A 13,825-nucleotide genomic window follows, 5' to 3' on the forward strand; every position below is an offset into this window, starting at 1 on the left:
AGAACTGTTCCCCATCCTTTCGATGGGTGTGCGACTCCCATAAATTGAAGGAGCAGATTCAATTATTATGCGGGTGTTCTTTATGGTTCGCCAGGACATCCTGATCGGGAGTGTGGGTCGCCAACCACCTTAACCCTTTTGCAGAAATCGTGTTCCAGTAGACAACAAGACATCACAGGATAATGATGGAGTTGAGTGGACGTATTCTTACTTTTATTCTTAAAACGTCGGTTTTTCAGGTCGCTTAAGTTGTAAATCGTTGGTTATCAACTGTCCCCGTAGTTCAATGGATAGAACGAGGGTTTCCTAAACTCTAAATACAGGTTCGATTCCTGTCGGGGATACCAAGGGTGTGAGGCCATGGACAAAAATGGTCCATTTGACGACTTCTGGGGGGACACACCCCAAGGCTGGCACTATGCAGGCGTGTTAAGCTGGCTCATTTCTGTCCCTTTTTTCCCTTTCCCATGCGCGTTCTGATCATCGAAGACGAATATGCCCTCGCGGCGGCCCTCTCGACCGTGGTGCGTCGTTTGAATGTGGAACCGATGGTGGCGGCTTCCGGGCAGAGCGGAATCGAAAAGGCCCAACGTCAGCGCTTTGACCTTGTGCTGCTGGACATCGGTCTGCCGGACATGAGCGGTTTGCGGGTGCTGGAGCAACTCCGGGCGCTGCCCGCGCCTCCGCCTGTGCTCATCATCACGGCGCATGGCACCCTGGAAAATGCCCTGGAGGCCCGTCGGCTCGGGGCGCATGACTATTTCCTCAAGCCGCTGAACCTCAGCGAGATCCAGGCGGCGCTGCGAGACCTCCTCCAGCCGCCTGCGACGGACAAGCTGCCAGTTCCTTCCACCTCATCCGCCCCCGCTGCCAGCACGCCGGAGCAGGCGGTGATGATCGGAGCCGCGCCGGGGATGCAGCGGGCCTTTGCGGTGATCGCCCAGGCTTGTGCCTCTGAGGCCCCAGTGCTACTCAGCGGACCGCGCGGCACGGGCAAGACGCTCGCCGCCCAGGTCATTCATCGAAACAGCAGCCGCTCTGCGGGTTCGCTGGTCGCTTTCCGCGCGGATGAATGGGCGGAGGGTGAGCGCGAGCAGGCGCTGCTGCGGGCTATTGAGAGCGCCCGCGCCGGCACCTTGCTCATTGAGGAGATCGGCACGCTTTCGCTGCCGTTGCAGGCCATTTTGGCACGCACGCTTGCGGGGTCTCCACCTCTGCCGCGCCTGCTGGCCACCGCTTCGGGTTCGCTGACGGAACTCATCGCCGCAGGCAGTTTCCGAGAGGATCTCTTCTATCAGCTGGCGGTGCTGCAGGTGCAGCTTCCACCGCTGTGCGAGCGCATGGAAGATGTGGCCGTGCTGGCCTCCTATCTGGCGGGCCGTGCGGCACCTGGTCGCGAGTTGACCCTCGCGCTTGAGACACTGGCCTGCATCAAGGCGCATGCCTGGCCGGGCAATGTGCGTGAGCTCGCCGCGGCCATGCAGCATGCGGCGGCGGTGTGCACGGGCTCTGTGGCCCTGCCACGTCATCTGCCGGAATCCGTGGCTGCGGCGAGCCAGACGGATACATCCGGTCATCTCGATGTCTCCCTGACTCGTGTGCTGAATGCCTGGCTGGACCAGCGCCTCACCGGCCCTGAAAACACCTGGCCGGATTATGACACACTGCTCGCCCATGTGGAAAAGCAGATGCTGGCCACGCTGCTCGTACGCTTTGAAGACAAACCGACGCGCCTCGCCACCGCGCTGAACATGAACCGTGCGACACTGCGTAGAAAGCTGCGGGAACTGCTGGGGAGGGAGTAGAGGGTCTCTGCAAAGCACTCATCACACTCCGTGTGATGAGTGTATGCCAGCTCGTTTGTCCTCTCGGCGGAGCGAGAGGACTGCTTTGCTCCGCGCCTATTGAATCGCTCTCTTGATCGCATTTTTGGTTATGCGTTGCACGCGTTCGTCAGGTCCGTGAGGTCTTGAATAGTGACTCCATGGAATCATGTGCCCGGGAGGATCGCTAAGGCCCTGGCTCCAGAAGATGGTGGTGGCATTGAAGACGATGTTTTTCTTCGGGCCTTCAAAGAGGGTTGCGGCGTATTTGCCGAGTCGTGTGCCGCCAGCCCAGACGTGGCCTTCGGCGACGACTTCCAGACCTTCGCGAGCCGTATCAGGATCGCCATGAAATTCCCAGCCGACGAGGCCGGGGATGCTGTCGCCCTTCTTCATGCCGGTGCCTTCAAAGAGCCAGTGATCAGGCTTTGCGCAGGTCCAGTCACCACCGCCATTGAAGGGCACGACGGTGCGGGCGCCGATGATGTCACGCTCGTCAGGGCCTGGGTTTTCAAAGGGGCCGAGCACTTTGGCATAGGCTTCTTTTTCCTCCTCACGGAACTCGCCGTAGCAGGTCTCGCGTGTGAGCCTTCTGTTAGGCGCGCCTTGGGCATTCGACGTGAAGGGCGTGACCATGTACACATCATTCGCGGAGAGCCAGAGCACGCTGAGGCCGTTCGCGATGGCCTGCTTCACATTCTGATACTGACGCAGGTCCCAGTACTCATCGTGGCCGATGCTGATCATCGTCTTCGCACGGGTGAGGTTTGCGGGATCGAGGTTGTCGACGTTGGAGCAGTAGGTGACATCGTAGCCTTCCTTCTCCAGCCAGTAGCAGAGTGGATATTCCCAGAGCAAAAACTCGCCGCTGCCCATGCTGAGCGGGTTCTCCAGGATCTGCACATACTTGCCGTAAGGGCGGTCAAAGCTCACGCTCACGCCTGGGGCATGCGCGGCACGCGGATCCGTGTAGAGGGACTCCTTGACGGGCCATTGGTTATACGCCTGCCAGGTGTTGTCACTGCACTGGAAGAGAATGTCGGCGGGACGATCGTCTTTAACGATGAAGATGATGTAGCTCTGCCAGTAGGGTTCGGGGTTCTCAGTTCCCTGTTCTCGGTTAGGCTGGGTAGAAAGTCTGCCGAGGTAGACGCCGCTGGGCCAGTCGGCGGGGATGGTCAGGGTGGTGCTGGCCTGCCACTGGCATTCGCGCAGGCGCTGATCACCCATCTCGGGCACCATCTGTTCTTTGCCCTCAAAGGGGCCCAGCGTCGTCATGAGCCGAGAGCCTGCGCCGCCGTAGTAGCCCATGCGGAAGATCTCGAGCCCAAACCGCGCGGCGGGTTTCGTGCTGACGAAGATGTCCAGCTTCTCCCCGGCGCTCACGGACTGGCGGGAGCAGTAGCCTTCGATCTTCGAGGTGCGGTGGGACTTGGAGTCATCCGGCATCATCCGGGTGAGCTGGAAATCGGCGCCGGGCCGGGTGTTCTCCACCTTGATTAGGTCTGGCTGTGCGGGTGCGGTGGCACCTGCGGAGGTGTTCATGCGCGCCCCGAGGGCGGCTGCGGCACTGGTAGTCTTGATGAAATCCCGGCGGTCCATGAGAGGCATACGGAAGCAGCCGGGCCTTTTTGAACCGCTAATGGGACGCTGATAAATACGCTAATGACCCAGCCCTTCGGGTTTCGTCATTCCGGCTGCGCCGGTCCGCCCTTGCCCCAGAGCCCGTCCCGGCTACTCTCCGCCCCCTTTTCCCTGATATGAGCGCTGAGACCCCTGCCAAGAAGAACTACAAAGACACCGTCCGCCTGCCGAAGACCGACTTCCCGATGAAGGCGGACTTGGTGACGCGTGAGCCTCAGCGTCTGGCCAAATGGGAGGCTGGCGGCTTGTACCAGCGCATCATGAAGCAGAGCGCCGGACGTCCGAAGTTCGTCCTGCATGACGGCCCGCCTTTCGCGAACGGTGACGTTCACATGGGCACCGCGCTGAACAAGGTGCTGAAGGACATCATCGTGAAGTCCAAGACTATGGCCGGTCACCACGCACCCTTCATCCCGGGCTGGGATTGCCATGGCCTGCCCATCGAGTTCAAGGTGGTGAAGGAGGCCAAGGACCTCGCCCCGGCGGAGATCCGCACGCGCTCCGAGGCCTATGCCCGCAAGTTCATCGACATCCAGCGCCAGAGTTTTAAGCGTCTCGGCATCTTTGGCGATTGGGAGAACCCCTACCTCACCCTGACCCCAGGCTATGAGGCGGACATCATGCGCACCTTCGCGAAGTTCGTGGAGAAGGGCCTCGTCTATCGTGCGAAGCGCCCCGTGCAGTGGAGCTACGGCGCACAGACCGCGCTCGCCGAGGCCGAGGTGGAGTACAAGGAAAAGACCTCCCCGGCTATCTACGTGAAGTTTGCCGTGCTCACCCCTGGCTTCAGCCGCCTGCAGGAAGATGGCTACTCGCTGGTGATCTGGACCACCACACCCTGGACGCTGCCCGCGAACCTCGGCATCGCCCTGCATCCGGATTTCGAATACACCGCCGGCACGTTTGCCCATGAAGACGGCCGCCAGGAGAAGCTCATCCTCGCGAACTCCCGTCTTGAGGCCTTCAGCGCCAGCACCGGCTTCAAGCTGGATGAATCACGCCCGACCACGAAGTTCAAAGGCAGCACGCTGAAAGGCGCGGAGGCCCAGCATCCCTTCCTGCCGCGTGGCTCGAAGGTCATCAATGCTCTCTTCGTGACCAACGACACCGGTACCGGTGCCGTGCACATGGCCCCCGGTCACGGCGCGGACGACTACATCGCCGGCAAGGAAAACGGTCTCGAGGTGCTCTCGCCTGTGGATGATCAGGGCAACTTCACTGCTGAGTGCGGTCTGCCCGAGTTCGTGGGCCAGCATGTCTTCAAGAGCAACGAAGGCATCATCGCCATCCTGGAGGGCAAAGGCGCTCTCCTGGGTAACGAAAAGTATGTTCACCAGTATCCGCACTGCTGGCGCTCTAAAACGCCGATCATCTTCCGCGCAGTGGAGCAGTTCTTCATCCGCATCAATGACTTCCGTCAGGACGCCCTGAAGGCCATCGACACGGTGAACTGGCTGCCCGCCTGGGGCCGCAACCGAATCCATGGAACGGTGGAGAGCCGTCCAGACTGGTGCATCAGCCGCCAACGCACCTGGGGCGTGCCGCTGCCTGTGTTCTACGCGGCGGATGGCAGCATCCTCATGGAAGGCGAGATCTCTCGCAAAGTGGCGGACGCCGTCGAGCTGCATGGCACGAATCTCTGGTTTGAAAAAGACGACGCCTTCTGGTGTGACCTCATCGGCCTGCCGGAGGGTTCGAAGCGCTGCAAGGACACGCTGGATGTGTGGATTGATTCCGGTTCCTCCTCTGTGGCCGTGCTGGAGCGTCATCCCGAGCTGTATTGCCCGGCGGATGTCTACATCGAGGGCACGGACCAGCATCGCGGCTGGTTCCAGAGCAGCCTCATGGTCAGCGTGGCCGTGCGCGGCACCGCGCCGTACAAGACGGTGATCACGAATGGTTTCGTCGTCGACACCAGCGGCAAGAAGATCAGCAAGAGCGACCAGGAGCAGCAAGGCGACGACAAGGGCAAGGACGGCAAGGACAAGGAGAAAGCCAAGTCCGGCAAGCCCATGACTGCCGAGCATTACTTCAACAAGTACGGCAGCGACATGGTGCGCCTCTGGGCTGCCAGCGTGGACTACCAGAACGACGTTCCCTTCAGCGAGGAGCTCTTCCAGCAGACCGGCGAATCCTACCGCCGCATCCGCAACACCTTCCGCGTCTTGTTAGGCAACCTCAACGATGAGAAGGTGGAGCAAGCTTCCAGCTTGCCTGAGGCAACCAAGATGGTTGCACCACATTCCTACACCCTCATCGACCGCTGGATCCTCGAGCGTTTGCACAGCATCGTCAGTGACTGCCTCGCCGGCTTCGCCGCGTATGACTTCCGCAAGGTCGTCAGCACCATCACCCAGTTCGTCTCCGGAGATCTCAGCGCCCTTTATATCGACATCACCAAGGACCGGATGTACTGCGATGCGGAGAACAGTCCGCGCCGCCGTGCCACCCAGGCCGCCATCCGCGAGATCACCGAGACCCTGACGAAGCTCCTGGCCCCCATCCTGGCCTACACGGCTGATGAGACCTGGGAGTTCCTGGGCCACGCCGACAGTGTGCACCTGCAGGACTTCCCGCAGCCTAACGAAACATTCGCCAACGCCGAGGCCGGTGCTGCCGTCGAGGACCTGCTCAAGGCCCGTGCCGTCATCCAGCAGGCCATCGAAGCCGCGCGCCAGGCCAAGAAGATCGGCTCCAACCTCGAGGCCACCGTGAAGCTCACTCTTCCCGAGGCCGGCTTCGCCCACGCCATCTTCAGCGATCTCCCCGCCCTTCAAGAGTTCTTCATCCTCAGCGACCTCCACCTCACCCGTGGCCCCGACCTCGCCGCCACCGTCGAAGTCTGCACGAATCCGAAGTGCGAACGCTGCTGGAAGCTGCTGCCCGATGTGGGAACCATCGCCGAGCACCCGACTCTTTGCGGACGGTGTGCGGAGGCGGTTGGTTGAGGCCAAGCAAAGAAGGCTGGCCAACGATCAAACGATCCCCCAACCTAAACAGATGAATCAGACTCATTTTTCGTCCCAGGGTTTACTCAAGGGGCTGCGCTACCTATTAGGGACCACGCTTTTGATGGTTCTGACAGGATGCCTTGAACTGGAAGAAAAGTATCTGGTGAATCCGGACGGCAGCGGGAAGTTTATCATTACCTGTCTGCTTGATATGCAAAAGTTTCCAGGGGCTGAGGGATCTCGGGCTGCGCTTCCTTCCGCAGAGGAATGGCTTCAGGGTCTTGTTCGAGAGAGCAAAGGTGTGGATGTTTGGGCGAGTGCATCTGTCGAAAGCAAGGCAGACGGAAAAGTCTTCATTAAAGCTGAGGGTTATTTCAAGTCGCTCAACAGGCTTGATTTTGGCGGGCCTCATCCCTTGGTCCTGGCTGAGCCAGCTCTTGAACAAGCTGGCCTCAAGGCATCGCCTCTGCTTGAGCCGCGAGGCTTTATTGGAACAGCGCACCTTTCGGGGAGGCCAGAGCGACCCAGGCAGCTGACCACCCGGGCATCGATGATCATGACGGCTCTGCTCGATACCATTCCGCCAGCATCTACACCTACCAATGAGCCGCTGGAGACCATTGAGGGCAATATCGGCAAAAATTTACCGCAACTTTTTGATGTCTTGGCGGATGCTCGATACACCGCTCTTTTTAATTTCGGAGACGCGACCGTCAAATCGACTTCGGGATTTGAGCAAGTGAACCCACACACGGTCCGCATGGATGTGAAGTTGGGACAACTTGCGCGACGAGCGGACGGTGCGCACGCCTTGATAACAAGCGGAACCAAGCCAAGTCAGAGCAGAACATTTCTACTGGACCTCCTAAACATCCCGTTCACCAGATCGCCCAGCCCTCCCGCTGCAATCATTGAAGGAGAGCAAGTGGTCTTTGACTATCTGACAGAGTCTGAGAAGGCTAAGGAGGCGCAGTCACCTGAATTGAAGCGGCTGCTAGCGAAATGAGTCATCCCTTCAGACTGAACCAGCTCAAAACGTCAAACGCAGTTACTCATCGAGGAACATGTCCTTGCCCCATCCTCTTGCCACCCTCCTGGTCATCCTGCTGTGCCTGGGCCTGACGATGGCGGTAGATGCCCAGCCTAACCAAAACAAGGAACCCGATTTTCCGGCGGTCGAGAAGTCACGCCTGGTGAAGCTGGAGGTGAAGAAGAAGGACAATGCCTGGGCCATCACCCGGCCTGATGTGGTGCCGGGCATCGACATGAAAACGCTGGCCTGGGTCATTTTCCGCGATGGCAAGCAGGTGAGCAGCATCGCCGCGCGCACGACCATCTTGGACGACCCTTGGCACACGCGGGAAAAGGGCACCTACCAGATCTTCCTCCAAGCTGGCGTCGACAAGAAGTACCAACGGGTTAGCGAGGTGGTGCAGTTCCGGCAGGTGCGCGGATCTTGAAATGATGCGTCAGAAAGAAGAACAAGCCATCACGGATGGTACGTGATCTCACGTTTGACCGTCTCTTTAGGAAGCGGGATTTTTTCGCCGTTGGGGCGGTGCATGGTGCTGGTCTCGATACAGATCAGCCAGTTGCCGTTGGCGTCGACGTCCGGGTGCTCATAGGTGGTGATGAGGCGGTCATCGCTCTCATGGCGCATGATGAAGGTGGAGTGGATCTCAAAGCCCTTGTCAGACCATTGCATGAGATACTCCGTGCTCTGGCGGCCTTCGTCCTTCTCCGTGAGGATCTGCTCTTCCTTATGGGATGAGGCATTGCGGCGGAACGTGGTGGTTTCGATGATCTTGCCCGCGCTGGTCTTGAGAAGGGTGTCATTGATAAGGCCCTGCGCGGTGTAAGAGTAAAATTCGGTCTGCTTGGTCTTTGGCTCGACGTGGGCGACGCGGCGCGAAGCCGTGTCCACAAAGATCTGGTAGCTCTTCACCGGCTCGTCTTCGAGCTGCTCCACCAGGGAGACCCAGGTGCCGCTGGCATCATACTTGTAGTCGGCAAAACTGAGCTTTTTGTTAGCCGCATCCACCTCCTCTTCATGCAGCAAATTGCCCTCCGCATCGAACTCGAGCCGAATCGTCGAGATCAGCTTTTGGGTTCCTGTATCGGATGTCTCGTAGCGCCGCTCAATGACACAATGCGGTCTGCCATGGTAATCCATTTGCTGGCAGTAAGGCGCCATGACTTCCAGGTGTTTGCCGCCTGCCCATGCGATGGAAAGTGTGCACAGGACGAGAAGAAGAGGTCTAATCAAAGGCATGATTGATGAAGGGGATGCTCACAGGAGCCACATGATTCGTCAATGCTTGAGTCAGGAGAGGCGAAGACAAGCCCTGGAAACACCGGCTTTAGTTCGCAGCAGATGGTGAGCACTCCAAGGGACGGGACAGTCGCAGTTTACCCTTCCCATTGCCAAAGCGGCAGCCTCCGCGCTGAATGCGACTCACTCCTCGCCGCTGAGGATGATGCTGCCGGAGGCGATCTTGGCGCCATCAGCGGTGAGGATCTCGCCGCTGATCTGGACGAGGCCGGGCATGACAGCATCCCGGCGGACCTGGAGGGTGAGGGTCTGGCCGGGGGGGATGGTGCCGAGGATCTTGAACTGGCGGACGGCGGTGAGGCGGAGGTTTTTGAGGGGATTGTCTCCCCGGTCACTCTGCGCCAGCACGCCGCCGAGCTGGGCCAGGGACTCGATCATGATCACGCCGGGGAGGATGGGCTGGCCGGGGAAGTGGCCAGTGAGGAAGGCTTCATCTCCTTTCAGAGTCCAGCGACCGGTGGCGGACTGGCCGGGCACAAGCTCGGTGATTTCATCCACAAAGCGGAAGGAGGGTCCGTGGGGCAGGCAGGAAAGCGCTTGGAAAAGGTCGGCGGGCTGCGACATATTAGGCGCGTCTTAACGATGGAGTCGGCTCCTGACAAACGGCAATCCACCCTTCACCGGAGTTCTGCGTGATCTCTCCGGCCCTCACCACGTGCATGCATAGCACTACCCTGGCAGACCGGCTGCGCTTCGCCACGGCAGGTGTGGTGCTGCTGACCTACTGGTCGGTGTGCTCGCTGGTGTTTCTGCCGGTGGTGAATCTGGCGCTGCTGCTGCGCTGCCAGCCGAGGCGGCGTGAGCTGGGCCAGGCAGTGCTGAAGCAGCTCTTCCGCGGGGTGGCAGGCATCCTGCGCCGGTTTGGAGTGATCGACGTGACCTACGAAGGCTTCGAGCGTGTGAAGGCGCACATCGGTCCGGTGATCCTGGCGCCCAATCATCCGGCGCTTTGGGATGCGGTGTTTGTGCTGGCGGAGGTGGATCGGGCGGCCTGTGTGCTGAAAGCCTCGCTGCTGTGCAATCCGCTGCTCGCCTTTGGCGCGCGGGCCGCCGGGTTCATCTCGAACGAGCCTTCGCATCAAATGATGCGCCGCTGCATCGAGCTGCTGCGTGATGGCGAGCGCATTTTGTTTTTTCCGGAAGGCACGCGCACAAGACCGGAGCATGGACGGATGAATCCGCTGTCCGGTGGTCTGGCCATCATCGCGCGCAACTCAGGTGCGCCTGTGTGGCCGATCATCGTGCGGACGAGCAGCCGTTATCTAAGCAAAGGCTGGCCGATCTGGCGCCTGCCTCCTGAACCCATCCACATTCGCATCAGCATGGGCGAGCCCGTGGTGTGCAGCCCGGAGGAGGATGCGCAGAAGTTTTTGGACCAGTTGCGGGAGAGCTACATCGCCGCGGGATGCGGTGTAATGGAGTGATTATTGGTTAGGTCACGAGTTCTATTTTGCCATGTCATTCACAATCACATTCTGCGATGGGTGGTCTGACATCACTGAGGAAGTGGAAGCCGTAGACCCGCCTTGGACATTGGCAAAACCGGATGGTGTCGGCGCACTTCAATTCTCGATCGGGATCTACAAAGGTGGCCCCGTCCCGAATCCGACCCAGCGAGACCTGCTGTCGTTGCTTCACGGCTTTGCGACTTCACAGCAGCTAGGCGACCCGGTGGACTTGGTTGAAGAGGATGGAGAACTTCGGCTGGTGGCTGGCAGTTTTCGAGCAGGTGAAGATTTCCTGCGAGTCTGGTATGTGACGAATGGACGAAGTATCGCCCAAGTCACCTATCTATGTTCCTGGGGCGAACAGCACGCAGAACTAGCTGATTGCGAACAGATGGTTCGCACTTTGGGATTTGATGGTGAAGCACCAATAGGTTAGGCCGCATTCCTCTCGATCCGCTTCTTCACGATGGGCGGGCGCTCGCCTTTGACGACGGCTTCGTTGATGGAGACGGAGCGCACGTCCATGCGGCTCGGCACGTCATACATCACGTCGAGCATGATGCGCTCAAAGATGCTGCGCAGGCCGCGCGCACCGGTGCCGCGCTTCACGGCCTCGCGGGCCATGGCCAGGAGGCCTTCCTTGTTCACATTGAGGTCCACACCTTCCATGCCGAGGAGTTTGGCATACTGCTTGAGCAGGGCGTTCTTCGGCTCGGTGAGGATGCGCACGAGCTCGCCTTCGCTGAGTTCGCGCAGTGCGCAGGTCACAGGCAGACGACCTATGAATTCGGGGATGAGGCCGAAGGTGATAAGATCCTCGGGCTCGACGTCTTTGACGAGGTCGTCCTTCTCCTCTTCCTTCTGCAAGGGGCCGCTGGAGAAGCCCATGGTGTTACGGCCTTTGCGACGGCGCACGATCTGATCGAGACCGCCGAAAGCTCCGCCGCAGATGAAGAGGATGTTCTCCGTGTTCACCTGGATGTACTCCTGCTGCGGGTGCTTGCGGCCACCCTGCGGCGGCACGTTGCAGACGGTGCCCTCGATGATCTTCAACAGCGCTTGCTGCACACCTTCGCCAGACACGTCGCGCGTGATGCTGACATTGCCTGTGGTGCGACCGATCTTATCAATCTCATCAATGTAGATGATGCCGATCTCGGCGCGGGCGACATCGAAGTCTGCGGCCTGAAGCAGGCGCAGGATGATGTTTTCCACGTCCTCGCCCACATAGCCGGCCTCGGTCAGGGTGGTGGCATCGGCGATGCTGAAGGGCACGTTGAGGATCTTCGCCAAGGTGCGGGCCAGGAGAGTCTTGCCGCAACCGGTGGGGCCGAGCAGGAGCACATTGCTCTTCTCGATGTCCACATCATTCGGGTCGTTGATCTTGCGCGGCTGGTCCTTCCTCATGGCCTGCTGGCGGGAGTGGAGGATGCGCTTGTAGTGATTGTGCACGGCCACGCTCAGCACCTTCTTCGCCTGGTCCTGGCCGATCACATGCTGGTCGAGGGTGGCGCGGATCTCGGCGGGACGGGGCACGATGAGCGCGCTTCCACCATTGTCAGCTTCCTGCGCTGCCTCGCGGTCGAGGATGTTTTTGCAGACGCCGATGCAGTTGTCACAGATATACACCCCCGGGCCGGCGACGAGTTTGCGCACCTCCGCATGGCTTTTACCACAGAAGGAGCAGAGGGTGACGGTGGAGGTTCGTGGCATTGGAGGGGGCTGTGGAAATGTCGCACACGGCGGGTTTGCACGTCAAGAGAAGCGTCACATCTCTGCGGAGGCGGGGGAAGAGCAGTATTGGCTATAGTAAAAACGCGCCACCCCGGTCTTCCGGTTGTTCCCGAAAAGTTGGTTTGAGAGTGGATGTAACATTTTCGAGACGTTTCCCTGCAACCTGCTTAATTTCAGACTCAATCTCCATGATCGAGTTCGATTTTATCATCGTCGGCAGCGGTGCCGCGGGCCTCAGCGCGGCCCTCCATGCCAGTGAGCACGGCCGGGTGGCGCTCATCACCAAGCGCGGCGCGCTCGACTCCAACTCCAATTGGGCCCAGGGCGGGATCGCCTGCGTGACCAGTGAGCAGGACAGCGTGGAGCAGCATGTGAGCGATACTTTGATCGCCGGAGCCGGGCTCTGCCATGAGGACGCCGTGCGCACCATCGTGACCGAGGGGCCGGACCGCATCGCCGAGCTGGTGAAGTGGGGAGTCAGCTTTGATCAGCGCGAGGCCGAGGACGGTCATCTGGAATTTGATCTGACCAAAGAGGGCGGCCACTCCCGCCGCCGCGTGCTGCATGCGGCGGATGCCACGGGCCGGGAACTCACGGAGAAGCTGCTCATCGCCGTTCGTGAAAAGGCGAACATCACTCTGATGGAGCATCATTTCGCCATCGACCTGATCACGACGACGAAGCTCGGCTATGTCTCCGAGGAGCGCATTTTAGGCCTGTACGTCCTCAATGAGGAGACGCATGAGGTGCTGACGCTGAAATCCGACCGCGTGGTGCTGGCCACCGGTGGCTGTGGACGTGTGTATCTTTACACCACGAATCCCCGCATCGCCACGGGTGACGGCGTGGCCCTGGCCTGGCGTGCCGGGGCGAATGTGGCAAACATGGAGTTCATCCAGTTTCACCCGACCTGCCTGTACCATCCGGAGAAGCGCTCCTTCCTGATCACGGAGGCCATGCGCGGTGAAGGCGCCCGGCTGGTGGGTGCTGATGGGAAGGAATTCATGCACCGCTATGATCCGCGCGGCTCGCTGGCGCCTCGTGACATCGTCGCCCGGGCCATCGACCATGAGATCAAGCGCACAGGCGGTCCGTGTGTGTATCTGGACATCTCGCACAAGCCTGCGGAGTTCATCCTCAGCCACTTCCCGAACATTCACAAAGCCTGCCTGGAGGTGGATATCGACATCACGAAGGACCCGATTCCGGTGGTTCCGGCGGCGCATTATCAGTGCGGCGGCGTGGTCACGGATGTGAACGGAGCCACCCGCATCCGGGGTCTCTGCGCCGTGGGTGAGGTGGGCTGCACAGGTCTGCATGGAGCGAACCGTCTGGCCAGCAATTCACTGCTGGAGTGCCTGGTGATCTCCCACCGCGCGGTGGAGCACATGCTGAGAAAGATGCCGATCGGCAAAACGCATGAGCAGGAATACCCCATCCCGCCCTGGCAGGCTGGCACGGCCGTGGACAATGACGAGCTGGTGGTGATCTACCACAACTGGGACGAGATCCGCCGTTTGATGTGGGACTATGTGTCCATCGTCCGCACCACGAAGCGTCTCCAGCGCGCTGCGGCCCGCCTGCGGAACCTGAAGCGCGAGGTGCAGGAGTTTTACTGGAACTTCCGCATCACCAGCGAGCTCCTGGAACTGCGCAATCTGGTGGAATGCGCCTCATTGATCGTGGAATGCGCCATCCGCCGTCATGAGAGCCGCGGCCTGCACTACACGCTGGATTACCCGGAGAAGGATGAGGCTCGTCCGCCAGCGGACACAGTGGTGAGGCGGTATTGAGATCCCTTTAATTTGTTCACTCTGAATGAGGTAGAAAGATTGGGGGTAGAAAAATTTCTGAAATCTTTTTACCCTTCATTTTTCTACCATCCAATGACTT

The 13,825-nt window shown here is 59.9% G+C and carries 11 protein-coding genes and 1 tRNA gene; 8 read left to right on the forward strand and 4 right to left on the reverse strand.

Annotation, left to right across the window (positions count from 1 at the left end; translation table 11 throughout):
* Window positions 1–272: 272 nt before the first annotated feature.
* Window positions 273–347: transfer RNA gene (locus BGE01nite_RS02930), tRNA-Arg, on the forward strand.
* Between the two features lie 120 nt (window positions 348–467).
* Window positions 468–1,805, forward strand: a complete 1,338-nt coding sequence (locus BGE01nite_RS02935; RefSeq protein WP_146848774.1) for a sigma-54-dependent transcriptional regulator — start codon at window positions 468–470, stop codon at window positions 1,803–1,805.
* A 96-nt stretch (window positions 1,806–1,901) separates the two neighbouring features.
* Here BGE01nite_RS02935 and BGE01nite_RS02940 read toward each other — a convergent pair whose 3' ends face one another.
* A complete protein-coding gene (locus tag BGE01nite_RS02940) occupies window positions 1,902–3,425 on the reverse strand; it encodes a N,N-dimethylformamidase beta subunit family domain-containing protein (RefSeq protein ID WP_174770033.1) in 1,524 nt (507 codons plus the stop codon).
* Window positions 3,426–3,583: 158 nt separating this feature from the next.
* Here BGE01nite_RS02940 and ileS point away from each other — a divergent pair, with 158 nt between their 5' ends.
* The 3 genes from ileS to BGE01nite_RS02955 are packed head-to-tail and all read left to right on the forward strand — an operon-like array spanning window position 3,584 to window position 7,878.
* On the forward strand, window positions 3,584–6,415 hold the full coding sequence (ileS, locus tag BGE01nite_RS02945) for an isoleucine--tRNA ligase (protein ID WP_146848776.1): 2,832 nt from the start codon (window positions 3,584–3,586) through the stop codon (window positions 6,413–6,415).
* A 52-nt stretch (window positions 6,416–6,467) separates the two neighbouring features.
* A complete protein-coding gene (locus BGE01nite_RS02950; RefSeq protein ID WP_146848777.1) occupies window positions 6,468–7,424 on the forward strand; it encodes a hypothetical protein in 957 nt (318 codons plus the stop codon).
* 58 nt (window positions 7,425–7,482) lie between these two features.
* On the forward strand, window positions 7,483–7,878 hold the full coding sequence (locus tag BGE01nite_RS02955; RefSeq protein WP_146848778.1) for a hypothetical protein: 396 nt from the start codon (window positions 7,483–7,485) through the stop codon (window positions 7,876–7,878).
* Between the two features lie 29 nt (window positions 7,879–7,907).
* Here the strand turns inward: BGE01nite_RS02955 and BGE01nite_RS02960 are convergent, their stop codons facing one another.
* On the reverse strand, window positions 7,908–8,690 hold the full coding sequence (locus tag BGE01nite_RS02960) for a hypothetical protein (RefSeq protein WP_146848779.1): 783 nt from the start codon (window positions 8,688–8,690) through the stop codon (window positions 7,908–7,910).
* Between the two features lie 183 nt (window positions 8,691–8,873).
* Window positions 8,874–9,314 (reverse strand): 3-hydroxyacyl-ACP dehydratase FabZ family protein, encoded by a 441-nt coding sequence (locus tag BGE01nite_RS02965; RefSeq protein ID WP_146848780.1) that lies wholly within the window; start codon window positions 9,312–9,314, stop codon window positions 8,874–8,876.
* A gap of 95 nt (window positions 9,315–9,409) precedes the next feature.
* Here BGE01nite_RS02965 and BGE01nite_RS02970 point away from each other — a divergent pair, with 95 nt between their 5' ends.
* Window positions 9,410–10,174 carry a lysophospholipid acyltransferase family protein gene (locus BGE01nite_RS02970; protein WP_146848781.1) on the forward strand — a complete coding sequence of 255 codons (765 nt, stop codon included), beginning with the start codon at window positions 9,410–9,412 and terminating at the stop codon, window positions 10,172–10,174.
* 31 nt (window positions 10,175–10,205) lie between these two features.
* A complete protein-coding gene (locus BGE01nite_RS28855) occupies window positions 10,206–10,634 on the forward strand; it encodes a hypothetical protein (protein WP_170266550.1) in 429 nt (142 codons plus the stop codon).
* On the opposite strand, the gene clpX is transcribed toward BGE01nite_RS28855, so the two are convergent.
* Window positions 10,631–11,911 (reverse strand): ATP-dependent Clp protease ATP-binding subunit ClpX, encoded by a 1,281-nt coding sequence (gene clpX / locus BGE01nite_RS02980; RefSeq protein WP_146848782.1) that lies wholly within the window; start codon window positions 11,909–11,911, stop codon window positions 10,631–10,633. The genes BGE01nite_RS28855 and clpX overlap by 4 nt on opposite strands.
* Window positions 11,912–12,120: 209 nt before the next feature.
* On the opposite strand from clpX, the gene nadB reads away from it, so the two are divergent.
* Entirely contained in the window at window positions 12,121–13,725 is a 1,605-nt protein-coding gene (nadB, locus tag BGE01nite_RS02985) for an L-aspartate oxidase (protein WP_146848783.1), read from the forward strand.
* Window positions 13,726–13,825 lie beyond the last annotated feature (100 nt).

The sequence above is a fragment of the Prosthecobacter gellanilyticus genome, from assembly GCF_007992435.1.
In the GTDB taxonomy this organism is placed as follows: Bacteria; Verrucomicrobiota; Verrucomicrobiia; order Verrucomicrobiales; family Verrucomicrobiaceae; genus Prosthecobacter; species Prosthecobacter gellanilyticus.